Source organism: Lysinibacillus sp. FSL K6-0232 (genome assembly GCF_038008325.1).
GTDB lineage: Bacteria > Bacillota > Bacilli > Bacillales_A > Planococcaceae > Lysinibacillus.
Window position 1 is genome coordinate 2,597,596 of the sequence record NZ_JBBOYW010000001.1, and the last position, 23,831, is coordinate 2,621,426.

Annotated in this window: 23 protein-coding genes and 1 riboswitch; of the genes, 2 read left to right on the top strand and 21 right to left on the bottom strand. The window is 39.5% G+C overall.

What is annotated here, in order from left to right; genetic code table 11:
- Window positions 1–167 precede the first annotated feature (167 nt).
- The 9 genes from MHB42_RS12680 to gpr all read right to left on the bottom strand — a co-directional run bounded on the left by MHB42_RS12680 (window position 168) and on the right by gpr (window position 13,173).
- Window positions 168–863 (bottom strand): ECF transporter S component, encoded by a 696-nt coding sequence (locus MHB42_RS12680; protein WP_340806582.1) that lies wholly within the window; start codon window positions 861–863, stop codon window positions 168–170.
- Entirely contained in the window at window positions 842–2,488 is a 1,647-nt protein-coding gene (locus tag MHB42_RS12685) for an ABC transporter ATP-binding protein (protein WP_340806583.1), read from the bottom strand. The genes MHB42_RS12680 and MHB42_RS12685 overlap by 22 nt, the downstream gene beginning before the upstream one ends.
- Complete coding sequence (locus tag MHB42_RS12690) at window positions 2,461–3,342, bottom strand: energy-coupling factor transporter transmembrane component T (RefSeq protein ID WP_340806585.1); 882 nt, start codon at window positions 3,340–3,342, stop codon at window positions 2,461–2,463. The genes MHB42_RS12685 and MHB42_RS12690 overlap by 28 nt, the downstream gene beginning before the upstream one ends.
- Window positions 3,342–4,190 carry a DUF4430 domain-containing protein gene (locus MHB42_RS12695; RefSeq protein ID WP_340806586.1) on the bottom strand — a complete coding sequence of 283 codons (849 nt, stop codon included), beginning with the start codon at window positions 4,188–4,190 and terminating at the stop codon, window positions 3,342–3,344. Before MHB42_RS12695 ends, MHB42_RS12690 begins: the two co-directional genes overlap by 1 nt.
- Window position 4,191: 1 nt before the next feature.
- Window positions 4,192–5,724: an S-layer homology domain-containing protein gene (locus MHB42_RS12700; protein WP_340806587.1), complete on the bottom strand. Its 1,533-nt coding sequence runs from the start codon at window positions 5,722–5,724 to the stop codon at window positions 4,192–4,194.
- Window positions 5,725–5,790: 66 nt separating this feature from the next.
- A complete protein-coding gene (locus MHB42_RS12705; protein ID WP_340806588.1) occupies window positions 5,791–9,762 on the bottom strand; it encodes an S-layer homology domain-containing protein in 3,972 nt (1,323 codons plus the stop codon).
- Between the two features lie 79 nt (window positions 9,763–9,841).
- Entirely contained in the window at window positions 9,842–10,567 is a 726-nt protein-coding gene (locus MHB42_RS12710; RefSeq protein WP_340806589.1) for a DUF4430 domain-containing protein, read from the bottom strand.
- Window positions 10,568–10,742: 175 nt separating this feature from the next.
- Window positions 10,743–10,943, bottom strand: a riboswitch (cobalamin riboswitch).
- A 272-nt stretch (window positions 10,944–11,215) separates the two neighbouring features.
- Entirely contained in the window at window positions 11,216–12,058 is an 843-nt protein-coding gene (spoIIP, locus tag MHB42_RS12715; protein WP_340806590.1) for a stage II sporulation protein P, read from the bottom strand.
- Window positions 12,059–12,156: 98 nt separating this feature from the next.
- Window positions 12,157–13,173: a GPR endopeptidase gene (gpr, locus tag MHB42_RS12720; protein ID WP_340806591.1), complete on the bottom strand. Its 1,017-nt coding sequence runs from the start codon at window positions 13,171–13,173 to the stop codon at window positions 12,157–12,159.
- 163 nt (window positions 13,174–13,336) lie between these two features.
- Here gpr and rpsT point away from each other — a divergent pair, with 163 nt between their 5' ends.
- Complete coding sequence (gene rpsT / locus MHB42_RS12725) at window positions 13,337–13,585, top strand: 30S ribosomal protein S20 (protein WP_340806592.1); 249 nt, start codon at window positions 13,337–13,339, stop codon at window positions 13,583–13,585.
- Between the two features lie 99 nt (window positions 13,586–13,684).
- Here rpsT and holA read toward each other — a convergent pair whose 3' ends face one another.
- Entirely contained in the window at window positions 13,685–14,695 is a 1,011-nt protein-coding gene (gene holA / locus MHB42_RS12730) for a DNA polymerase III subunit delta (protein WP_340806593.1), read from the bottom strand.
- Window positions 14,696–14,859: 164 nt separating this feature from the next.
- Here holA and MHB42_RS12735 point away from each other — a divergent pair, with 164 nt between their 5' ends.
- Window positions 14,860–14,997, top strand: coding sequence for a YqzM family protein (locus MHB42_RS12735; RefSeq protein ID WP_340806594.1), 138 nt, complete (start codon window positions 14,860–14,862; stop codon window positions 14,995–14,997).
- A gap of 31 nt (window positions 14,998–15,028) precedes the next feature.
- Here the strand turns inward: MHB42_RS12735 and MHB42_RS12740 are convergent, their stop codons facing one another.
- The 11 genes from MHB42_RS12740 to MHB42_RS12790 form a co-directional block, all read right to left on the bottom strand.
- Window positions 15,029–17,344, bottom strand: a complete 2,316-nt coding sequence (locus MHB42_RS12740) for a DNA internalization-related competence protein ComEC/Rec2 (RefSeq protein ID WP_340806595.1) — start codon at window positions 17,342–17,344, stop codon at window positions 15,029–15,031.
- The gene (locus MHB42_RS12745) at window positions 17,313–17,888 is read right to left on the bottom strand and encodes a ComE operon protein 2 (RefSeq protein WP_340806596.1); all 576 of its coding nucleotides are present in this window, start codon (window positions 17,886–17,888) and stop codon (window positions 17,313–17,315) included. Before MHB42_RS12745 ends, MHB42_RS12740 begins: the two co-directional genes overlap by 32 nt.
- 86 nt (window positions 17,889–17,974) lie before the next feature.
- Window positions 17,975–18,622 (bottom strand): helix-hairpin-helix domain-containing protein, encoded by a 648-nt coding sequence (locus MHB42_RS12750; protein ID WP_340806599.1) that lies wholly within the window; start codon window positions 18,620–18,622, stop codon window positions 17,975–17,977.
- 194 nt (window positions 18,623–18,816) lie between these two features.
- Window positions 18,817–19,557 carry a class I SAM-dependent DNA methyltransferase gene (locus MHB42_RS12755; RefSeq protein WP_340806600.1) on the bottom strand — a complete coding sequence of 247 codons (741 nt, stop codon included), beginning with the start codon at window positions 19,555–19,557 and terminating at the stop codon, window positions 18,817–18,819.
- Between the two features lie 2 nt (window positions 19,558–19,559).
- Entirely contained in the window at window positions 19,560–19,904 is a 345-nt protein-coding gene (gene rsfS / locus MHB42_RS12760; RefSeq protein WP_340806602.1) for a ribosome silencing factor, read from the bottom strand.
- On the bottom strand, window positions 19,901–20,473 hold the full coding sequence (gene yqeK, locus MHB42_RS12765) for a bis(5'-nucleosyl)-tetraphosphatase (symmetrical) YqeK (RefSeq protein WP_340806604.1): 573 nt from the start codon (window positions 20,471–20,473) through the stop codon (window positions 19,901–19,903). The genes rsfS and yqeK overlap by 4 nt, the downstream gene beginning before the upstream one ends.
- Window positions 20,442–21,032, bottom strand: a complete 591-nt coding sequence (locus MHB42_RS12770; protein WP_340806605.1) for a nicotinate-nucleotide adenylyltransferase — start codon at window positions 21,030–21,032, stop codon at window positions 20,442–20,444. The genes yqeK and MHB42_RS12770 overlap by 32 nt, the downstream gene beginning before the upstream one ends.
- 9 nt (window positions 21,033–21,041) lie before the next feature.
- Window positions 21,042–21,344: a ribosome assembly RNA-binding protein YhbY gene (gene yhbY, locus MHB42_RS12775; protein WP_340806606.1), complete on the bottom strand. Its 303-nt coding sequence runs from the start codon at window positions 21,342–21,344 to the stop codon at window positions 21,042–21,044.
- Between the two features lie 5 nt (window positions 21,345–21,349).
- Window positions 21,350–22,180, bottom strand: coding sequence for a shikimate dehydrogenase (gene aroE / locus MHB42_RS12780; protein ID WP_340806607.1), 831 nt, complete (start codon window positions 22,178–22,180; stop codon window positions 21,350–21,352).
- A gap of 21 nt (window positions 22,181–22,201) precedes the next feature.
- Window positions 22,202–23,305, bottom strand: a complete 1,104-nt coding sequence (yqeH, locus tag MHB42_RS12785; RefSeq protein ID WP_340806608.1) for a ribosome biogenesis GTPase YqeH — start codon at window positions 23,303–23,305, stop codon at window positions 22,202–22,204.
- Window positions 23,302–23,823 (bottom strand): YqeG family HAD IIIA-type phosphatase, encoded by a 522-nt coding sequence (locus MHB42_RS12790; protein WP_340806609.1) that lies wholly within the window; start codon window positions 23,821–23,823, stop codon window positions 23,302–23,304. Before MHB42_RS12790 ends, yqeH begins: the two co-directional genes overlap by 4 nt.
- Between the last annotated feature and the right edge of the window lie 8 nt (window positions 23,824–23,831).

A 23,831-nucleotide genomic window follows, 5' to 3' on the forward strand; every position in this document is an offset into this window, starting at 1 on the left:
AAACACGGTCGGATTTGGAGTTAAATAGAGCAGTATTCGGAGCTAATATATAAGAATATATGAGCAATAACAGATTAGGGTTCATTCGTTTGTGGCTAATAAAAAGTGCCCACTGTTTGAAATGAGCACTTTTAGCTTGCTTTATAAAGGAACATATGACGGATTATTTACTGTAATATGCCATATTTATTTTTAATACGCTCTAGCTTTTCTCTTATTGGCTTTTCTAATAATAATAAAAAGATAACATTTGAAACCGCATAAACCATCATAAACGGCACTGCTGAAGTTAATGCCAGTGTATAAGCCTGCCAGCTAAACACACCGTACATAGATATTGTTCCCCAAATATCCATACCAAAGGAAAAGAATACGCCTGCGAAAATACCGAATAAGATAAGAGAAATTTTTTTATGCATCAGCCCCGTTTTCCCTAATAAGCCTGCTATAAAGCCAATCATCCCCCACATAAACATTTGAAAGGGTGTCCATGGCCCTTGCCCAAAAAACATATTCGACACCAATGCGGAAAGAGCGCCTGTTAAAAAGCCTGCCTCTGCTCCAAGTGAAAAACCTGTAATGGCTGTAATTGCTGCAACAGGCTTAAAGCCAGGGGTAATAACAAATAAGGCACGACCTGCCACAGAAATAGCAGCCATCACAGCAATGACTAAAATTTCACGTGGCTGTGGCTTGCGACGTTCAAAGGATAGAAAGAAAGGAACACATGCTAAAATAATAATGGCAATCGAAATAAAATAATATTTTCGATCAGCAAATAGGGTAATACCCGCATATAAAGTAAGTGGTATTAGCACAAAAATAACAAGGAATGAGATCATTAGACGAATGTTTTTTGACATAACGTAACAACATCCTCACATGTAATGGCATTGCTTAGTAGCTCTCGCGATATGCGATGTGCGGCAGTTGTATAAAAATTATTGCCGCTATAAAATGCGCGCGGCTCATCCTCAGATACAATACTACCATCAAAAAATAAGGCACATCTGCTACTGTACTGTGCTGAAAATTCAATATCATGTGTCACCATAATAATTGTCATTCCTTTAGCCTGTAAATCCTTTAATATTCCAGCTAACTCTTCCTTTGCATGTGCATCAAGCCCCTTTGTTGGCTCATCTAGTAACAAAATTTTCGGCTCTATTAATAAAAGCTTAGCGAGTGCTAATCTTTGCTGCTCCCCACCGCTTAAATCATAGGGATGGCGATTTAATAAATGCGTTAAATGAAATAACTGAATCGTTTTTTGCATATTTGCTTCTGTTACTTTATGTAAACGAGCCATATCCTCCAGCTCTTGGCGCACTGTTTTTTGCACAAATAATGTTTTGGGATCTTGCGGTAATAACGTTAAAAATTGTTGATACAATTGTTTATTGCTATAGCTTTTTAAGGCTTTATTGAATAAAGTCACTTTGCCACGATAAGGCTTTTGTAATCCTGCTAAAATAGCAAGCACCGTAGACTTGCCTGTACCATTACCGCCGATGATCGTTAAAAATTCCTGCTCCTTCACTTGTAAGTTAAAATGATAGACAATATCCTGACCATTTTTTTCATAACGAAAGGCAACATCCTTTGCTTCTACTGCAATAGCTGTGTCATTGTACGATATTGTAGGTGACATATCTGCTGGCGTCACTTGTTGATTATGAAGCCAGCGCTGCCCTTCACGAATCGTCAGCGGAATAGATCCGACACCATTAAGCCGATGGAAAATTTTTGTCGCTGCCGGCAATGCAGTAATCATCGCATGCTCTTTTGGCAATGTCATTAAAATGTCCCTTGGTAAACCATCGAATAAAATTTCCCCACTGTCCATAATCAATACGCGATCTGCGAGAGGCAACACCTCCTCAAGGCGATGCTCAATTAAAATAATGGTAATACCCAGTTCCTTATTTAAGCGATGCAATGTTTGAATAAATTCCAACGCAGCGATTGGGTCTAATTGCGATGTCGGTTCATCTAATAGCAATAACTTTGGCTGCATCACCATAATAGAGGCTAAATTTAATAGCTGCTTTTGTCCACCGGAAAGCGCCGTTGTTTTTTGATGAAACCATTTTTGAATGCCGAAAAAATTTGCCATTTCAGCTACTCTTCGGCGAATTGTTACTGAATCAAGCCCCAAGCTTTCTAACCCAAAAGCGAGCTCATGCCATACTTTATCTGTAACAATTTGATTATCAGGATTTTGAAAAACATAGCCAATATCTGCTGCTGCAACTTCAGCATTTAATTGTTGTAAATCGCAGCCTTTATAAAAAATTTGCCCCGCCATTTCTCCATGTGGCTGTAGCTCACGCTTGAAATGCCGTAGCAACGTGCTTTTTCCACAGCCCGATTGCCCTATCAGCACGATAAACTCACCTTGCTGAATTGTTACATGAATATTTTTTAATACAGGGCTTGTCTCATTAGGATAAGTAAAACTTACATTGTCGATTTTAACGAGCGCCATTTGAACGCCTCCCTGATTTCAATTGCTAATGGGATAGACAGCAGCAGGAAATAGCTACTATAAAACAATAGACTACCAATGTCCCATTTAATAGTTCCAAATGTTGGATAGAAATAAAAGGTTGTTGTACCAAGAAAACTCGCAACGAGGTTCGTAACAAAAAGTAGCATAATTATCGTTAGAGCAATGCCATCGCGACGCTCAAAAATAAAAAGCGAAAAGGCTGTTCTCTTTTTCACACCATAGCCGCGAGCTTTCATCGAATCTGCCGTATCAATTGCATTCTCTAATGCCCACGTAATTAAAATAGATAAAATTCGGACGATGCATTTGATGCGATGCCATAATGAGCCAGCAGTATAATCCATGCCAATAACCTTTTGTGCCTGTATGATTTGCGTTAGCTGATGCCGAAAGCGTGGAACTAAGCGCAATGAAATAGATAAGGTTAGTGACAAGGCTGGTGATACTTTGCCAAATAAATAAATAAATTTATCCGATGTCATCACCACATTGTAGCAGCTAAACCAGAGCATCACAGCGACAATCATCGTGGCAATGGCAAGTCCATACATAATTGCCTCCATAGTAAGGGCATTGCCATTGATATAAAGTAATACGAGCTGACCATTATGGCTAATCAGTGGGTTAATAATCGCCATTAAGAAAAACAGTGGTACATATAGCTTCCAGTCCTTAAAAAATAGCTGTCTACGTAAAGCAATATTTAAGCTAATAGCCGAAAAAATAGTAATCGCCAAATAGACTGGATGCATAAAAAACATCGATAAGCCAACAGCAGCTACAAAAAAAGCAAAAAGTACGATAGGATGAAATGTTTCAAATGCCTTCATTATTCACCATCCCAATAATGTCCTAAGTCGCGACCTAAATCGACTGTGTAGTTCCATTCAATGACATCGCCATCCTTTAAAACGTATTGACTACAACCGTAATTTGGATAGACCCCATTCACTTTGTACATCCAGCCACTTAATTCACCTGCACTAAATTCATATAAATGGTTAATCCCTTCTACATAGACACTGTTATACATATTTTCATTGGCCCCTTGATACTCCATTTGAATTTTATGCTCCTTTGTTGCGCGTTGCAGCACATCCCAAACCGTATCATTCTCTGATAATAGTTCATAGGTTGTTGGTTTCAGGATAACGCCATTTTTCGGGACATATTTCTCACTTTGTAGCGCAGGGTCTAGCTTATCCCAATGCTTTAGCAATGTATCAACACGGATTGCAATGGTTACAGCGCGTTTTTTAGGTGCTGGCTGTTGCTGCTTTTCGGTTACTTGTGGCTTAGGTTCTTCTGCTGAGGGAGTAGCTGTATTTGTTGTTGGCTGATGATCGCCTTTTTGAACCATAGGCTGCTCTGTTTTTATATTTGGTGCTGGTGGTGGTACTTCTTGCTTTTCTCCCCGTTGCTGAGGGGCTTGCTCCCGCTCCTCTAATTGAACCTTTTCATCTACCCCAGGCTCTTGCTCTTCTTGTTCTTCCACAACCATCTTATTTTCTACTAAGGGAGTCTGTTCTTCGACTTCAGGCTGCCCAGGAGACGGTCGGGTTTCCATGCTCCGTTCCTCATCCTGCATTTGCTCAAATTTCTCTACGGTTTGAATATTACATGCTGTTAAAAAAACAACAAGCAACGAGATAAAGAAAAAATGTAGAAATCTTTTCATACTAATCTTCAACTACCTTTAAGAAATTAACATACATTTTAGCTGCTTGTGCACGCGTAAGAACATCTGTAGGGCTAAATGATCCATTCGCTCCCTGGGCAATGTTAAAATCATATAAAAATGTAATGGCTTGCTGCGATTCCTGTGATAATTTTGCAATATCGTTGAAAGGTGCATTATTTTTCGGTACATATGGTTTATCTGTTTTAAATGCATAGGCTCTTGCCAGCATAACTGCCAGCTCTTCACGTGAGATTGGAGAAGATGGTGAAAGCTTATTGGACTTTACCCCTAATAACTTTGCCTCATAGGCAGCTCCAATTTCTTGTTTTATGTCATTTGGATAGGCATTAATATCTGTGAAAGGTGCATTGCCAGAGCCTGTTAAATGAAGAGCACGCACTAAAATCGATATAGCCTGTACCCGTGTTAAATTATTATCCGGCTTAAATGTATTGTCTTCATAGCCCTTTAACAGCCCTTTCGCCACAGCCGCTTCGATATCAGACTTTGCCCAGTGAGATTGTGTATCTTTAAAGCTCACTTTCACAGGAGGAGCTGTAGGCTGAGTCGGGGTAGATGAGCTATTAGGCTTTTTATCGGATGTATCATAAAGCTTTGTTTTGCCTGCAAGTAATCGATTATAGGCTGCTAGTGTATAAGAAGCCTGCTCTGTTGCCATGCCATTAGCTGCTCCCTCAGTTAATACATGCTTGAAGCCACCGTCTTTTGCATGGTAGAAGGTGAAAAAGCTTGCAAATAGCTTATGGAAGCGCTCATCTTTGCTGGCATCAATATTTAAACTGGCAAGTGCTGTAATAACCTGTGCTGTGCTTTCTAAGTTGGTTGTGCCCCAGCTTTTGTAACTGCCATCAGCTCCTTGTAAACTTGTCAATGTATGAAGTGCCTTATCAATGGATGTCTTCACATCTGGTTGATCCTTATACGTGGAAAGGGCTTGAATAGCCATTGCAGTCATATCTGGGTCTGCCTTCGTCCCCGATAAATCCCAGCCCCCATCAGGCAATTGCTTTGCTAGTATATGTTGAATCAATTTCTCGCGAGTAGTTGTAGCTGTTTTAGAAAGCTCAAAGTCCCATGTATCTAAAGCAATTAAAGCAAAATAAGCACCATTGGGACCTTGCCATACAACTTTATCAAAATCACTTAATTTTTCGACTAAATTATAGCCACCCACATTCGTAGGATCTTTTCCGATAGCAGTAAGGGCAATAATTAAACGTGAATATTCCGTATATTTACGATTGTGTAATTCACCTTTTACTGCCTGTATATGTTTTACAACATTTGCATAGTATTGATCGTAATAGCCATCAGGAACATTGTATTCGCCACGGGCAAGTGCAATAATAAACCATTCATCACCAAAAGCAGGATTTGGTGCTTTTGTCACCATAAATTGCCCAGTCGTTTTGTAAGCATCTACAGTAGAAATATTTTGAGCGGAAACTGGCGTTACAATTAACACGAATGCAAATAGCATCATGATAAGCATGGATAATCTTTGCTTCATTTGGATAACCTCCATTCTAAAAAGTACTAACCCAAAAGCTTTCTGCAATTGGGTTAGCCATGAAAATTACATCATACCTGCAGTATTTAACGTACGTTTTAAAATTTTTGCTGTTTGTTCACGTGTTAATGGCGTCTTTGGATCAAAAGAGCCATTCGTCTTACCCGTCATAATATCAAGGCTATTTAATAGCTCGATATATGGTAGATATTCAGCACTAATATTGTGAATGTCCTTGAAATGAATTTCTTCATTGTTATTCTTCATATCAGCATTTAAATATTCTAAAACACGTGCCATAAATGCAGCAGCCTGTTCACGTGTAATATGGGCCTGTGGATTAAAGGCTGTAGCTGTTACTCCGTTTGTAATCCCCGCCTCATATAACGCTTGAATATCTGCCTCATACCATTTACCAGCCGTATCACGGAAAGGATTTGTACCAGTTGCTTGTAAACCAAGGGCACGGCTTACTAATGCTGCTAACTGTGCACGTGTAATTGGTTGAGTTGGGCCAAACGTGTCTGGTGTAACACCTTTAATAACAAGACGATTCGCTAAAAACTCAATTTCCTCTTTATTTGCTAAATGCGCGATATCTTTAAAGGTTACTGCATTCTCTATGATCACAAATGTACCACCTGCTTTTGTAAATAAAACAATTTCGCCATCCACAATTTTATGTGGAACAGGTTTATATTCGTCACCTACAAGCTGTAAAACAACGCTGTTTGGCTTTAGATCGTTGGCTGGTAGCGTTACTTTTAAATACTCCTTTCCTAAAGAAATGGGCTTTAAATTTCCTTGCTTTGTTTCAATACCAAATGTCACTGTAAATTGTTGTTGTCCTGTCTCTTTCGTTACAGCAGCAATGATGTTCTCGGATTCAGCAAGTTTAATTCCAGCAAATACAGAAGTAGCCACCTCTAATTTAAATTGGTTTTCCTTCTGAATCACAAGTTTTTGAATATTTTTATCCATGTATTCTTGAATATTTTGAGGTGTAAGCACGACTTTATTAGCGTTTTCTTCAATCGTAATTTCGACCACTGAGCTATCTTCCTTCTCTTTGTTACTTTCATTCTTAGATTCTTCTATACACTCTTCATCTGTACATGGCTTTTCTTCTAACTCCAGACAATTTTCTGTTGCTTCCTCAGCACATTGTTTTTTCTCTTCTTCAACAGCGAGTTTATCCTCTATTCCTTCCACATAGCCACCAATATCTTTTCCTAAATCAGTTGTGTATAGCCATTCAACAGCATCATTTGGAGAGAGTGTGTAATTGGCTGCTGAGTATGAAGGATATTTGCCATTGACCCGGTACATCCACCCACTTAAAGGACCACGATCGAATTCATAAAGCCCCGCAATACCATCTACATATATGCCATATTCTGTTTGACGATAGCTTAGGGCAACCCCGTTTTCTTCTGCTGCTCGTTGTAAAACATCAAAAGCAGTTTCACCAGCAAATAACTTAGTTGCTGTCGGTTTTAATGGAACTTCAGATGACGAAATTCGTATGGAAACCGTTGCATAACCAATTTCTTCAGAAGGAACAGATGGCTGATTGCCATTGTTATCAGGAGGGGAAGGCTCCTCGTCATCATCACCATCTCCGTCCTTATCCCCTGGAGTTGATGGTCGATCTTTCGTATCTGACATATCATAAAGCGCCGTTTGTCCACTTAGTAGACGGTTGTAGGCTGCTAATGTATAACCAACTTGCACGGTTCCCATGCCATCTGCTTTCGATTGGCTATGGATATGCTTAAAGCCACCATCACCAGCGCTAAATGTCATCATATTAGCAATAACTTTATTAAAGCGAGGGTCTTTGTTGGCATCAATGCCCAAGCTAGCAAGGGCGGTAACAACTTGAGCAGCACTTTCAGCAGCTTCAGAACTGCCTGCCGTCGATATATAGCCACCATTCGCTGTTTGGATAGCTGCCAATTTAGCTATTGCTCGATTCGTGACAGCTGCCACATCCGATCTGTTTTGATAGGGTGCTAATGCCTGAAGCACCATGCCTATCATATCTGGATCAGCTACACTTCCACTCCATGCAAATCCCCCGCTATTTTGAATTTCCTTAGATAAAATATGCTGAATTAATTTATCCCGCGTTGTTGTTGCAGTTGCAGGTAGTTCAAACCCCCATGTATCCAGTGCAATTAATGAATAAATGGTTGCGTTTATTCCTTGCCCTGTAATAAAGCTTAGATCTGCTAATCTATCGACTAAATTATAGCCAGCAACATCTGTCGGGTCTTTTCCAATTGCTGTAAGAGCTATAATAACGCGAGCCCAGTCTGTTGCTTGCTTATCTATTTCACCATTCGTGGCTTTTACATGGTTTACAATATTACGATAATATTGATCATAGTAAGTTGCATACTTCGCAGAATGATCACCGCGAGCCAATGTTATTATTGTCCATTCGTACCCATAACTAGGATTGTTTAAATTTTTTGTTAAATATTCTGCAACAGCGTTATATGTATCAACTGTTGGCGGCTGTAATTGTATAAGACGCTTTTGTAAAGCCTCTAGCTTAGCATAGTTTGTTACTAGGTCTTTATGAATCGCTAGTAATTGGTCATAGGCTTGTTGAGCTTCAAATATTTTTAGATAATCAGCCCAAATAAGTTCTTCTACAGAAGGAAGTGCATCAATTTTGGCAATAACTTGATTAATATCGCCCTCTGCATTAATTATTTTCTCCTTTTCAAGGAGGTCATTATAGTTTGATACTTTTGTATGCAGATTATTAGGATCTTTTATCTTCTTCAAGCCATCATATGCATCTTTTGCTGCTTTTAATTGATCTTTTACTAAGGGGCTATTAATATCAATAGCATCAATTAATAATTCAACATATTTAACTTCTTTATCAAAAAGTTCCTGTTTATTTGTTACATAATTAGTAAATGGCAATGTTATATTCAGCGATGGGGGCAGATTCGGGTCAGCATAGCGACTAATTATGTTACTATATTTTTTTCTTGCATACTCTAGTTGCTCTTTTATTACTGGATTGATTGTTAAATCTTCTATTTTAGGTAGTACATCGATAGCAAGAATGGCATATTTAACTTCTTTATATGCCAAAGTATGATCAAATGTTTCTATTCTTAGATCTGTTGGTTTCCAACGATCAGATTGACCAAGATCGAAAAGAGATAGGTACACCTTACGAATTTCATCTAGCTTAGCACTAAGTTCTTCATCTAAAGCTGTTATCTGATTAACAGGAGGAGTGTAGTTGGCTGGCTCTTCCATATATTTGATAAAATATTCAGTAGCTTTCTCTAGTAACACACTAGTTTTATAAGGTGTTTTGTTTAATATATTTCGATTTGATTGGCTTAGCGCTTTTTCTTTCTGTTTAATCGTAAGCAATTGCTGATAGATCGTTTCAGTTGGCTCTAATTCATCAGGCAGTGCGATAATTAAATCGATTATTTCCTTTACTGCCTCTGGAACAACGTGGGCTTTAATTGTTTTAGATATCGCACCTATCGTAACAGTAATTTCTGTATCTCCAATAGCAATGCCTGTTACGAGCCCGTCACCATCAACTGTCGCAATGTTGGGCTTGCTTGAAGACCATACAACTGTAGCACTATCATCTGTTGTTGTGTTAGTTACAGTAAATGGATATGTTTCTCCTTCTAATAATAATAAAGGCTCCTCTGTATTTAGCTGAATCTCACTAACTGAGAAGGGCGCAAATTCCATTGCATCATTTAGTGGTATAGGATGCTCTAGTTCGGCTTCATTCTCAGATTCTATAGGATTATCTAGTTCTGCCGAATTGTCTAGTTCTGTTTCATTATTAGATTCTATCGTATTATCTTGCTCTGGTGAATCATCAAGTTCAATATCGCTAATATCAGTAGTATCTTCTATAATTGGATCGAATATTTCTCCTTCAAAATGCTGTGCTTTTACAGCGATGGATGGAGAAAATAGCGACAATATTAAAATAAAGATAACTGCTATATGTAGCTGCTTTTTCCATATAGCCATGTAAAGTTCACTCCCTCTATCAAATAGTTAAATACTGACAAGATGGAAGAATTCACCTTATCAGTATTAATTTACCTAGCTATTGGACGTCCACTTCAAGTGGCTCGCTTGCTGAATTACCAAATAATGCGTTAGCAGAGGCTGTAATCGTAATAGTGCCTTCTTCCGCTTGACCTGCAAATGTAATAACAGCTTGTTGGCTTGTATTCACAGTAACAGACTGAGCTGTTAATGCTGTTGTACCCGTGTCAATTGTCCAATTTGCTAAATTCGAAGCAGTCCCCGTATTCAATAAATCACCAGTTAAATTTACCGTAACAGATGGATTTATATCATCTACAGCAACTGTGCTCGGCGTGTTTAGCTGAGCCCATGTAGTGTAATACACATGAACTTCATCATTCGGAGCTAATACGTAAGCACCTAAGCCAACTGTTGGGCTAATATCATTTACTGTATATACCCAGCCATCCCAGCCATTTAAGCTCCCTGCAGCCAGTCCATCAATTGATTCAAGGTATGGCCCATACACAGGATGAACAGTTACTACATAGGGTTTGTTATTGTCTTGTAGTACTTGTTCTAAAAGCTCTAGCGCCGTTGTCCCTGCTTCAACATCCTCAATTGTTTCTGGCACAATAGTTGTACCGTATAAACCATCAATAGATAATGTAACATCAAATGTTGTTGCTTGTTGTTCTTGGTTTACAGGCTGTAATACTGCGGCACTTGCTGTTGGTGATACAAGCGAAACTGCTAAAAGCAGGGCAAACGCTAATTGCCACCATTTCTTGAAAATCTTCATTTGCAAAACCTCCTATTTTATTATTTCGTGAATGTTCTTGCTATTAACTCGAAAAAGAAAAAGATGCTTCTCCCAAAAAGGGGGGAAGCATCTAATGGAAAACAGAAAAAAGGCGTAAAATACAGTTTGCCTGTCCGTCTATTTGCCGTAAGTTCTCCTAGCTTCCGAAGAGAGTTAATACGATGAAATAAAGGCAGGTCTCCTGGCTTGTGTATCCTAAAATCAGCACCTTCCCATCTACTGGAGGCATTTTTCCTCGTTCGACAGTGGTATTACGCTGTAGTCATCTACACTTACAGTTGCGGAAACAGCTTCGGTTTTGCACCGAATTCCCTATTAAGCTCTATAAAAGAGCACCTTTATTCTGCAATTGCTATTCACTTATTAGAAAGTATAGCACAAATTCCTTATTTTCAAAATATTATAATAAAAAAGAAAAAATGTTGGAAAAGTTTACTTATATTTCACCCTTTTGTAGCGATTCTATTCATTAGTGACAGTATAATAATCTTTTTGATTAGTAGAAACGTACATAGTTGTTTTTTTAATACACCTATAAAAAATGGCTTACACTAAGTAATTAACCGAAAAAAGCCAGTGGCGCAGTTAACAGCGCGGCACTGACTTAATATTCCCTTTACTATATAGTTATTTTTTTGTATCATTAACAAATGCTTTGGCGATTGCCTTTCCTAAAACAGCAATTGTACGATTGACCTCTTCCTCTGTGTTACCAATGCCACCGATTTCTACAATCATCATTTGCTTCGCTAAATCTTGATTGTAGCGGCCATCAACGCCATCACCACTTTTGGAAATAACGCCTTTTGATATTTTTGGCACAATGGCATTTAATGTGGATGATAGGCTTTCAGCATAGGCAGTATTCCAGCGGAAATTTGCATGCTCTGCACCAACAACGATTGCAATTTTCGCGTAGTTTTCACCATTATACCCAACTGTTGTAAGATCATGTTTTAATGAATCACGATGTAAATCTAGTATTAAATCATAGCTATTTGTTTCTAAATGCTTACTTAAATGTGGTCGCATCACATTATAGGATTCATGATAGCCCTTGCCTGCTTGCTTTAACTCTTTCATCACATCTACATTTAATACGTCCGTTTTCAAGCCATTGACATTAAAATGATTCACAATCTTATCCTGCATGCTTAAAATATTAATTGTTTCATGAGAGGTCGCTATCTTACCACTTGCAGCTTTCACGATTGGCTCATATGCTTCATGTGAATGCGTAAACAACACTAACACTTTAAAGGGATCAGCATCTGCTTCAGGCTCTTTTGTTTGTTCAAGCGCATTTTGTTCAGCTAAATTGGTAGCGGCAAACACGACTTGTTTATCTTCTGGTTGTTTCGTCGGAGTCGATGCTTGCTTGTTGAACGGAAGTTGCCCAGCAATGACAGGTAATACGAAAAAGAACAATAATATACCAAATGACCATTGTAGTTTTTTTAGCAAAGTCACACCCTCCTCCCCTTATCGTATGGAGGGGGTGTGGCGTTTAGAACGAAAAAATTTTTCTTGTTTTTCGCATAAATTATAGTAGCTTTAGACGATTGTTGTTATAAATCGCTTGCCCAATTCATTAGCATAGAAGCGACTAATTTTGCATAGCGATCAACCCAATAATCTGCTTCTTTTGGCGTTACCATTAGCTGCATACGTGTGCCTGCAAAGGTTTCTTCAAACAGTTGCTGACGTTCTTCTCTTGACCATGTTGCCCATTCTCCAAAAATAGGCTGTACTAAGGACATGTCCACCTCCTGCTGAATATCTGGCTGCCAAGAGGATAAGGATAGCTTTGAAGAGGGTTTATTGCGCTCAGCTACACGAGCAGCTATTGAGCGCAGCATTGTTTCTACAGCATCCGCAATTAAAACAGGTGCATCTACCACTGTTGGGATACCAATGGCTGTCACAGGAATACCAAGCATCTCATAGGAAATTTCTTGTCGTTGATTACCTACCCCTGAGCCTGGATGGATGCCTGTATCGGTTAATTGAATTGTTTTACATAATCGATCACTTGCTCTTGTAGCAAGTGCATCCACTACAATAATTAGCTTTGGTTGTAAACGTTCGGCAATAGCCGCGACAAACTCCCCTGTTTCATAGCCTGTTTGCCCTGTTACTCCCGGCGCATACATAACAAATTTATCGTCAATGACATCTAAGCTATGCAGATGGTCAATCAAATAGGGACCTATTGCATCGGGTGTGATGGTACGATTTCCTAAACCAACGATTAAAATTTTATCGTCTTCTTGCCAAGCAAGTGCATCATGCATTTTTTTGAAATTCACAAGCAATTCCTGCTCAAGTTGTGCAAAGCCATCTTGATCTTCTAATGTCAGTGTCGGGACAGAAAGTGTAATATATTGACCTTCTTTTTTGCCAATTTGCTGTTCACCTTCCGCATCCACCAGCACATCTGTAACTTTAACACGACCAGCATTCCGATCTTCTATTTGAATGCCACTCGATTGTTTAAGCTTATCTTTTTGCTCTTTCGTCTGATGGACAACGACCTCTTCTGATTCATCAATTAAATCTGTTCGTTGCCAGTTTACATTTTTCATACAGCTCACCTCAAGCTGTAGTTTGTTCAAACTGTCAAGTAAATATTCTTTGCATTTATCTATTGCAATTTGGTCAGGCGTTTGTTAAAATGATTTTTGTTGTATTGACACAAGAAATCAATGAGAAGTTATCATCTCGTACCTAATTTAGGAGGTGAAATAGATGCCAAACATTAAATCTGCCATTAAACGCGTAAAAGTGAACGAAAAAGCTAACATTGCTAATTCTCAAGCTAAGTCTGCAATGCGTACTACAGTGAAAAAAGCTGAAAATGCTATTGCTACTGACGCTGAAAACAAACAAGAACTTTTACAAGCAGCTTACAAATCTTTAGATAAAGCAGCTTCAAAAGGACTTATCCACAAAAATGCGGCGGCTCGTAAAAAGTCTCGCCTTGCTAAAAAAGCATAATCATGTAAAAGACCAACTACTTGAAAAAAGTAGCTGGTCTTTTTTATCTTGGTTCAGTAAATTCATTTTGGATCGAAAGCGAAGCGTCAGCGTAATTAATTAAAGCTGACGCAATAAAAAAAGTTCTAAATAGCGCTCACGATTACCACCTGTCGATTTAAGCTGTAAATCAACCTCAGCCAATTGATACAATGCCCTTAGTAAGCTTTCTTCTGAGGGCCGATGACGCTGCTCAACCATTAGCTTAACACGGTATGGATGGATTTTTAAATTTTTCGCAATTTGCTGTGGATGGTAGCCCTTTTTTAATAAGTAAAATACATTCGACATCGTTCGAACATTGGAGGCTAGCAATCCTACAAGCATAATTGGCTCTTGCTTTTGGCGCAATAAATCATGATAAATCGTTAAAGCACCGACAGCATCATTTGCTAAATAAGCATTGAGCATTTTAAAGGCATCCTCTTCCAATGTTTTTGCTACTAACTCCTCCACTAGTGGGGTCGTAATTTCGCCACCCTCCCCTAAATAGAGTGTTAGCTTATCAATTTCCATTTGTAATTGCAGCATATTTGTCCCAACCATTGCCACAAGCTGTTCAATCGCATCCTGTCTAATCGTATTACCCGCTGCCTTGACAATACTCTGAATCCAAACAGCTAAATCCTGCTCCTTAGGCGTTTCTGCTTGAACATATAGAGCATGTGCCTTCATCATTTTTGTGACTTTTTTTCGTTCATCCAATTTTTCATAGGGGGCAATAAACACGGTAACGGAAAAATCTGATGGATTGGTTAGCCATGCTTCTAGTCGCTTCACATCATGATCTATTTTTTCCTTGCCCTTCTCTGCTGCCTTTAAAAACGAAGCATTTTTAGCAATAATAAGCTTGCGTTCGGAGAAAAAAGGAATGGTATCTGCTTCATCTATTACGACATCAACAGGCACCTCATCCAAATCGAATATTGTCATTTCCAGCTCTTCCTCTGGCCCCAGTGCTTCCTTTAAACGTTTGATTGTTTCATCTATAAAATAGCTTTCTTCACCGACAAGTAAATAGACTGGTGCAAGCTCTCTTTTTTTGATTGTATTCCAAACCGTTGAAATCATAATTTTCCCTCCATCTAGCAATATTATCAGTATACATGATTTTATCGTTTTTGTGACTTTGACCGAATTGTGTCGATTCATTGCTAGACATTGAAATCTCCTTTTCAATATAGCTTTTATGCACAGGTTGTCTTATAATAAATAACAGAATTGGAGGGATATCAATGAATCCATTTGAAGGAAAAAACATTCAATGTCGACGTAACGATGCAATTGATTCTGGTGTTGGCTTCGGCGTATCATTTGGCGTTTTTACAGTTATGTTTATTATTGCAATTATCGTAGAATTTGTATCACAATAAACAAACTTATCCGTGAAGAAAAAGGCCTTTGTCATTGGACAAGGTCTTTTTCTTTCGCTGTCACATGCCATTGATTATCACGAATGCGAATTTCAATCGTACCATCAATACCCGTTGTTAATGTTGCTAAATTTCGACTCACAAAGCGCTCGACTATGTCTGGATGAGGATGACCATAGCGATTATGAAGCCCTGCACTAAATATCGTTAATTGAGGCTGTAATAGCTCAATAAAAGACTCAGAACTCGATGTTTTACTACCATGATGGCCTGCCTTTAACAATGTTATCCGACGTATTCGCTGACCATAGTGTTGTATAAGCCGCTGCTCACCCTCTGCCTCTAAATCACCTGTCAGCAATGCTGTAAAACCTTTTTGTCGCATCAATAGCACAAGGGAATCATTATTTCCCTCATACATAGTATCTTCTGGCCATAAATAAGAAAAATTTGTTTCCCCTTGCTGCCAGCCCATACCCTGCATCCTCTCCTTTACAGCAACACGCTGCTTTTTAGCTTCCTTCAATAAATCTGCCATAATAGGCTCGGTAAGAGAGCTCGGTGTTACATGGATTTCATTCATAGCAATCTCTTGTAATATTTCCTCTGCCCCTTCCACATGGTCTGCATCAGCATGTGTCACAATAAAAATATCAATCGTTCGAATACCTTTGCCCTTTAAAAATGGTACAACAACCTGCTTCCCTATCTCATAAGGCTGATCTGCCTTTTTCCACTGCTCTTGCTCAAAGCGCAGTACACCACCAGCATCAATGACATAGACCGCTTTGCGAAAAGGTAGCTCAATCACAATGCTATCTCCTTGCCCAACATTTAAAAATGTAATTTTCGTATCTTTGTATAGCATAGGAAATAGCTGAATTCCTATAATTGGAATTGCCAATGTACTAATGAATTTTCTATACTGCTTTGTTTCTAAAAAATAAAAGCCCATAAGTACACTTAACATGGCTAAAGCAATAAGCCAGATAGGTGGTCTACCCGGCGACCATAACTGAAATGGTAGCTCCTGTATAGCAAAAATCATCTTGGTTAGCCATGTGCGTAATGGCTCATAGACAGCAAATAGTCTATTGGCTAGTGGCAACGATACATACGTTACACCTAATGCCACAATATTCAAAGGCAAGATCACAAAGGAAAACAGTGGGACAAAGATAATATTCACTAACAATGACGAAATGGAAAGCTCATAAAAATGATAGAGCAATAGGGGATAAACAAGAAGCTGACAAACAAATGTAATAAGGAAGGAGCGTATAAGCCAGTTCCTTATCTCCTTTAAAATAACACCTGAATAAATAAGACTAACTGTTGCTAAATAGGAAAGCTGAAAGCCAATTTGAAAAATAACACCCGGCTCAAGCAAAACAAAGCCTATAACGCTGATGGCAAGTGCATCATCCATAGCAATTGCCCAGTTGATAGCGCGCAATATCATGATTAATTCAACAACAGAAACCGCACGCCATACAGAGGGTGCACCTCCTGCAAGAACTCCGTAAAGAGGCAAGAGCACCATTAATGCAATTGTTGCTAGTTCTTTGCGCACACCTAATCGCAACAAGCTTTCAAAAAACAACCAAGATAACAAGGCTACATGAAGCCCTGAAATTGCAAATAAATGAGTAATACCAAGCTTCTGATAGGCACGTTGCAAGTCCTCATCCACCTGATCTTGTAAGCCAATCAACAATGCCTGTGCCTCCGCTACAAGTGATGCAGGAAAAGTTCTTTCAATATGCATGTTAATGCTATGTCTAAGTGTGGCAAGAGATGTACGAATGGAACGCTGTTTCTCTATATACGTCCACTCGTGAATGTCAACAATACCCGTTGCTCCTTTACTCACTAAATAGTCCGTCATTGAAAATGCATAAGCATGTGCAGGAGGATTAGGCTCAGATAGCTCACCCTTTGCAAGAAAGGTCATACCTGCTAATGATAGCTGCTCATAAAAGGCTTTCTCCTGCGCTGACGTAAATGTATAAACAATATAAAGCTTGTCGCCATTAGCTGTTGTAGCAAAACCGCGCAGCTTTTGACCTTTTATTTTATAGTCGCTTGTCCATGTTAAAGGGAAGGTTGACGGAAGAGGGGAAGATTTTTGTAACTGATAGGTTACAAAAAATAGATAGGCTAGTAAACCACTTATAATGACCAATAGAGCAAGAAAACGGCTTTCTTCCTTCCATATAAGCCATAATGCTAAAAGAAGTAACAAGATAAGTAGCCCTGCTGCCTTGTGTGCCGCTATGGACGCTACAAGTACAGCAAGTGCTACAAATATCCATTTATGCTTTAATGCCTTTACCAAATAATGCACTCACCCTTTGCTCATAGGGCAACAATTTTTCTGCTGACACACCACTCTCACGTAGCTCTTGTAGCATATCTGTATACAAGGCTAGTTTTTCATCGCTTAAAAAATCAATTTTGCGCTCGTCAAATGGGACATGTACAACCTCTACCCCTGCTTTTGCCAATAGCTCTTGAGCATATGGATTATTTTTATAATCTGTTGCATAATACACACGCTCAATCCCAGCTTGAATAATTGATTTTGTACATGGCAAACAAGGAAAATGCGTCACATATAAATCTGCCCCTCTTGTTGGCGTACCATATTTAGCACATTGCAGTAATGCATTCATTTCAGCATGTACTGTACGCACACAGTGATTATCCACCACATAGCAGCCCTTTTCAATACAATGCTCATCGCCTGTAATAGAGCCATTATAGCCGCCTGCAATAATACGTTTATCACGCACTACTGTTGCGCCTACTGCTAGCCTTGTACATGTGCTACGTAATGCGAGTAAATGGCTTTGTGCCATAAAAAATTGATCCCAAGTAATTCGCTCCATATGACTACCTCCGAAAATATCCAAGTTAAGTGCTTGTTTTCTACTCTAGTGTAGCCCTTTTGGAAAAGACGCGTCAATATCACTCGTTACTTTACGGTAATCAAATCCTTGAGCTTTTCAAAGGTTTTATCACCAATGCCACTAATGTTCTTCATATCCTCAATCGTTTGGAAGCTACCATTTTCCTCTCGATAAGCGAGAATGCTTTGAGCTTTAGACGGACCGATGCCAGGCAATGTTGTTAATGCTGCTGCATCTGCTTGATTGATATTGATTTTTTGCTCCTTACTATTACTCTCCGTCTGTGCTGTTCCATGTACAGGCATTGTTAAAATAGCAGAAGCAATGTCATCTAGCTTCTCACCCTTTATTGGTATATAAATAACCATTTCATCCTGTACTTTTTGCGCGTGATTAATAAGCTGGGTGTCAGCATCCTGTGTGTAGCCACCTGCAAGCTGTACAGCGTCGATAATGCGCTGATCTGGCTGTAGCTCGTAAACACCTGGATGCATGACAGCGCCCTTTATATCTACAAATACCTGCTGCTCAACCGCTTCCTCAGCAGGTTCAGTATCCTTGATTTCTTCAATAGGTTGGATTTGTTCGATAAGCTCTTCTTGGGGAGGTGAAGAGTTAACATTTGAAAAATAGAAGTAAAAAATGCCACTGACTACTAGTACGCTGGGGAATAGCATACTTTTTCTATACTTTTGCCATAAGGTTTGGAACATCGTACCATCCTTTCATTGCAAAAGGTAATCATATGGAGTTAACTCCATCATACACGATCATGTGTTTGTTGAAAAGATGTCATGATCGTCTTTATTGAGCGAATTTTTGTCATGCTATCCGTCACTTTGCTCTCTCTATCCGTCTACAAAATAAAAAGCCACACTGCTCCATCACAGTGTGACCACTTCTCTTCTTATTTCACTGCACGAATAAAAATGCGCTCGCTGTCATCTTCGGGTGCATCAGCCGTAAAGTCTGCTGTTATTTCCACATCGCTAAAGCCAATTGCACGAAGCCAAGTCATATATTGTGTGACTGGGAAAGTTCGCTGAATATGCTCCTCATCAAAGCGTTCGTATAAATCACTGGCAGACTCTCGTACATAAAAGGTCATTTGATGAATCACAGAATGCTCAACATCACCAGGCTCTGTATGCCATACATAGCTAATATCACCATCATCATATGTAAACGGCCCATCTAAAAAGATTTCAGTCATTTTAAATAATGAGTGGACATCGAAAAATAGCTGACCCCCATCTCGTAAAGCATTATAAATACGCGCTAATGTTGTATAAACAGCCTGCTCCTCCACAATATAATTGAGGGAGTCAATCGCAATTGTCACAACATCCAGCGCCTCAAAGCCTTCTAACTCATCCATTGACATACAATACAGCGGCACACTATATCCTACATTTGCAAAGCGCGCTGCTGCAATGGATAGCATTTCCTCTGATAAATCAAGTCCGCTGACCTGATAGCCAGCCTGTGCAAATAACAAGCTTAGTACACCCGTACCACAACCAATATCTAATAATGTCGGATATTGATCGCTTGGTGCATGCTGTACAACCCAATCTACATAACGATTGTAAGGAATATCAGTTTGTAGCTTATCATAAACATATGCAAAGCGTTCGTAACTACTCACACTTAAGCCTCTGGCATGTCTAGTTGCGGTGCATCGCCCCATAGACGCTCTAAATTATAATAAGCACGCTCATCCTTATGGAATATATGCGCTACTACATCGCCTAAGTCTACAAGCACCCAACGAGCTGCATCAAAGCCCTCTATACGGCGGATTTCATAGCCTTGCTGTTCAGCGATATCTTGTAATTCACGAGCAATTGCTTGCACTTGGCGATCTGAATTACCATGTGCAATGATAAAATAATCCGCTAAAAGAGAAATGCCCTGCATATTTAATACGACAATATCCTCACCATGTTTATCGTCGATTGCTTTGTACGTTGCTTGTAATAAAGTTGAAGTCATCCTTCACTATCCTCTCTGTTCATTATATCGTTATAACATTCTATTGATAACGGATAAATGGGCTGCTTTGTGTCAATTAAAAAAGCCAATGTATGGCGTACACATGCACTAACCGCCTTATCCAAATTTTTTTTCGCCTTTTTTCGCAAACGATCAACACCATCAAATCGACGGTTTGGTTCAATCATATCTGCGACAAAAATAATTTTTTCTAAACGGCTCATATGAGCGCGTCCTGTTGTATGGAAACGAATAGCATTCAACAGCTCTTCGTCTGTGATACCAAACTCACTTTGTGCGATATATGCACCCACTGGACCGTGTAGTAATTCACTACCCCAGCCAAGGAGTCTTGCATCTAAATGTTGATCACGAACGATATTCTCCATCCATTCAATGTCTGCATATTTCGCAATATCATGGAGGATTGCGGCTGTTTCGGCTTTTTTCACATCTTCGCCATACTTTTGTGCTAACTCGATTGCGGTTTCCATTACACCGATTGTATGAATATAACGTTTTTCAGGCATTCTTGGCTTAATCGCTGCTAAATACTGCTCGCGTCCCATAAAGACCTTCCTCTCGTATATAAGCTTCCACTGCTTCTGGTAGTAACAATGTGACGGTTCCACCAGTTGCAAGACGTTGACGAATCAGTGTGGACGATAAATCGATTTGAGGCACTTCCACCATACATATAGGATACGCCGTTTTAGCAGCTGTCCCTGGACGCTTTACACCAACAAATTGCACAAGCTTTACTAACTCATCGATACAATACCAGGTATGAAGTGAATCAATCATATCGCCACCAATAATAAAGTAAAACTGCACATGTGGCTCTCGCCTGCACAATGCTGACAGCGTTTTATAAGAATAGGATACGCCGCCCTTTTCCACCTCATACGCCTCTATTGAAAAATAAGGGAATGGCTGAATGGCACGCTTTAGCATTTCCAGCCGTTCGATATTGCCAGCATCATTGTGGATGTGCTTATGTGGTGGGATGGCATTGGGCATAAAGCGGATTTCGTCAAGCTCTAGCGCATGGTAAACCTCATTTGCCATCAATAAATGCCCCATATGCGGTGGATTAAATGTGCCCCCTAATAAACCGACCCGTTTCATTGCTTCACCTTACTTTGCTGCTTTTGGTAAGACAATCTTTTTATGATTGCGTGATTCTTTATATAAAACAACTGTAAGACCAATTAATTGGACAAGCTCTGCATGTGCGCCCTTTGCAAGCGCTTCTGCAACAGCATGTTTATCTTCTTCACAGTTATCTAAAATACGCACTTTAATTAGCTCACGTACTTCTAATGCCTCACGAATTTGCTTTGTCATTTCATCATTAACGCCGCCTTTTCCCACTTGGAAAATAGGTGTTAAATGGTGTGCTTCCGCACGTAAAAAACGTTTTTGTTTACCTGTTAACATAAAAATTAGTTTCCTCCTAATTGCGCCTTTAACTGCACAATCATTGAATTTGTATTTGGATAGCTTCCTAGCCAGTGCTCAAAGGCAATTGCTCCCTGATGCACAAACATGCCTAAGCCTGTGACAATTGTTGCTCCCTGTTCTTCTGCCGCTTGTAAAAAAGGCGTCATTAATGGATTATACACAATATCTGCAACAATTGCTTCTGTTGTAAGCCGATCTAACGAAAATGGCATTGAAAAATTGCCCGTAGCAAGACCAGCCGATGTCATTTGCACAATAATGCTGAAATCAGCTAATGTTTCCTCCGCTTCTTGTAATGACATTGCACGGCCCATTTCCATCTCATCCACAATCGCTTGTGCATTTGCCACTGTGCGATTAGCAATTGTTAAATCGCGATAGCCTTGCTGCTGCATTGCAAAGGCAATGCCACGCGCAGCACCGCCAGCACCAACAAGCAGCACAGGTCTATTTTTATGGTCTGTACCAACAGCCTCCTCTAATGAGCGTACAAAGCCTATTCCATCTGTATTATAGCCTTTCAGCTTGCCTTCTTGTGTACGCACCACCGTATTAACAGCACCCATTTTTTGTGCCAGCTCATCCAGCTCATCTAAATAGGGAATAATCGCTGTTTTATGCGGGATTGTAACATTCCAGCCGCTTGCCCCTAATGTTTTTAAACCTGCAACGGCTGATGCTAGCTGGTGAGGCGATACATGGATAGGAATATATGTTGCATCAATACCCATCTCCTCAAACCAGGCATTGTGCATAGCTGGTGATTTAGAATGTTCAATCGGATCACCAATAACTGCAAACCATTTTTTCATGCTCTAACTCCTTTGCTCTCTTTAAATAAGTGAAGGACGAATGGACACTTGCACACCTTTTGGCGCATACGCTGCAACAACAACATTGGCATGCTGAACAGTAATCCAGCCTAACCCAGAAATCACCACATCCGTTTTAGCTTCTTTAATGGAAAATTCATGGCGCACAAGTGGTGGTAGCTGGTCAATAAAATCGGCTGTTGGTGGTGCTAGCAGCTCTCCTTTATGCTCTGCATACAATGTATCTGCTTTCTCAAGCTTTGTCCGATGAATTGGCAAATCATTGGCTACATGTACAGTAAATGCAGAGCGATCTCCCTGAATAAAATCAAATCTCGCCAATGCCCCAATAAATAAGGTTTGTCCTGCATTTTGCTGGTAGACCTTTGGCTTAATTTCTTTTTTCGGCATAATATATTTTAATTCACTAGCATCAATATGATGAGCCATTTGATGGTGATTAATAATACCAGGTGTATCATATAATGCACTACCATCATCCAATGGAATCTCAATCATATCTAAAGTCGTGCCTGGGAAATGGGATGTTGTAATCACTTCACCCTCCCCTGTAGCCTGTTTAATAATACGATTAATAAATGTGGATTTCCCAACATTTGTACAGCCAACAACATAAACATTGCGTCCTTGACGGTACTCGTCGATAGCTTCCATTGCTTCCACCATGCCTTTGCCTTTATGGGCACTGACTAATAGGACATCTACAGGCTGAAGCCCTAGCGCCTTTGCTTCACGCTTCAGCCAGTTAATCACCTTTTTCGGCTTTACAGACTTTGGCAATAAATCAGCTTTATTGGCAATTAATAAGACAGGATTTTTACCGACAAATCGGTGTAACCCAGGTAGCCAGCTTCCATTAAAATCAAAAATATCAACAATTTTTACGATTAAGCCCTGCTGTGTACCAAGACCATTTAAAATACGTAAAAAGTCATCATCTGTTAATGACACTGGTTGAATTTCATTATAATTTTTCAAACGGAAGCAACGCTGGCAAATGACCACATCCTTTTCTAATGATGATGGGGGTGCATACCCAACTGCTGTTTGATCTTCTGTTTGAATCGTTGTACCACAGCCAATACAATTTGGCATTTCAATCATTCTTGTTCCTCCCAAGTTATTATTCCTTTACGTTTTAAATCATTAAACACGCGACGTTCGACAAAGCGATTAAACTTTGTCACAAGCCCGTCCGATTGTGCAACAGGCTTCACTAATACGGTATATAATCCTAAGCGATTGGCACCCATCACATCTGTAAGCAGCTGATCGCCCACCATCACAATTTCATTAGGACGTAAGCCTAATTGAATAATGGCACTATAAAAAGCATTGCGAAGCGGCTTTTTGGCTTTATGAATATACGGGATGCCTAATGGCTCAGCAAAATGTTTCACACGCGCCTCATTGTTATTCGATGCAATAATAACACGAATACCTGATTCTTTCATAATGCGCAGCCAGATCGTCAGCTCCTCTGTTGCATCTGCGCGATCCCATTCTACAAGCGTATTGTCTAAATCTGTAATGATGCCTTTAATCCCTAATTCTTGTAGTTTTTCTGGTGTAATAGCAAAAATATTTGTGACAAATTCATTTGGTAATAAAAAATTGTACAAAATAGCGA

What these genes read in the sequence shown, in the direction of transcription:
- MHB42_RS12680 (WP_340806582.1), bottom strand. Translation starts at nt 863, where the DNA reads ATGTCAAAAAACATTCGTCTAATGATCTCATTCCTTGTTATTTTTGTG.
- MHB42_RS12685 (WP_340806583.1), bottom strand. Translation starts at nt 2,488, where the DNA reads ATGGCGCTCGTTAAAATCGACAATGTAAGTTTTACTTATCCTAATGAG.
- MHB42_RS12690 (WP_340806585.1), bottom strand. Translation starts at nt 3,342, where the DNA reads ATGAAGGCATTTGAAACATTTCATCCTATCGTACTTTTTGCTTTTTTT.
- MHB42_RS12695 (WP_340806586.1), bottom strand. Translation starts at nt 4,190, where the DNA reads ATGAAAAGATTTCTACATTTTTTCTTTATCTCGTTGCTTGTTGTTTTT.
- MHB42_RS12700 (WP_340806587.1), bottom strand. Translation starts at nt 5,724, where the DNA reads ATGAAGCAAAGATTATCCATGCTTATCATGATGCTATTTGCATTCGTG.
- MHB42_RS12705 (WP_340806588.1), bottom strand. Translation starts at nt 9,762, where the DNA reads ATGGCTATATGGAAAAAGCAGCTACATATAGCAGTTATCTTTATTTTA.
- MHB42_RS12710 (WP_340806589.1), bottom strand. Translation starts at nt 10,567, where the DNA reads ATGAAGATTTTCAAGAAATGGTGGCAATTAGCGTTTGCCCTGCTTTTA.
- gpr (WP_340806591.1), bottom strand. Translation starts at nt 13,173, where the DNA reads ATGAAAAATGTAAACTGGCAACGAACAGATTTAATTGATGAATCAGAA.
- rpsT (WP_340806592.1), top strand. Translation starts at nt 13,337, where the DNA reads ATGCCAAACATTAAATCTGCCATTAAACGCGTAAAAGTGAACGAAAAA.
- holA (WP_340806593.1), bottom strand. Translation starts at nt 14,695, where the DNA reads ATGATTTCAACGGTTTGGAATACAATCAAAAAAAGAGAGCTTGCACCA.
- MHB42_RS12735 (WP_340806594.1), top strand. Translation starts at nt 14,860, where the DNA reads ATGAATCCATTTGAAGGAAAAAACATTCAATGTCGACGTAACGATGCA.
- MHB42_RS12745 (WP_340806596.1), bottom strand. Translation starts at nt 17,888, where the DNA reads ATGGAGCGAATTACTTGGGATCAATTTTTTATGGCACAAAGCCATTTA.
- MHB42_RS12750 (WP_340806599.1), bottom strand. Translation starts at nt 18,622, where the DNA reads ATGTTCCAAACCTTATGGCAAAAGTATAGAAAAAGTATGCTATTCCCC.
- rsfS (WP_340806602.1), bottom strand. Translation starts at nt 19,904, where the DNA reads ATGACTTCAACTTTATTACAAGCAACGTACAAAGCAATCGACGATAAA.
- yqeK (WP_340806604.1), bottom strand. Translation starts at nt 20,473, where the DNA reads ATGGGACGCGAGCAGTATTTAGCAGCGATTAAGCCAAGAATGCCTGAA.
- MHB42_RS12770 (WP_340806605.1), bottom strand. Translation starts at nt 21,032, where the DNA reads ATGAAACGGGTCGGTTTATTAGGGGGCACATTTAATCCACCGCATATG.
- yhbY (WP_340806606.1), bottom strand. Translation starts at nt 21,344, where the DNA reads ATGTTAACAGGTAAACAAAAACGTTTTTTACGTGCGGAAGCACACCAT.
- aroE (WP_340806607.1), bottom strand. Translation starts at nt 22,180, where the DNA reads ATGAAAAAATGGTTTGCAGTTATTGGTGATCCGATTGAACATTCTAAA.
- yqeH (WP_340806608.1), bottom strand. Translation starts at nt 23,305, where the DNA reads ATGATTGAAATGCCAAATTGTATTGGCTGTGGTACAACGATTCAAACA.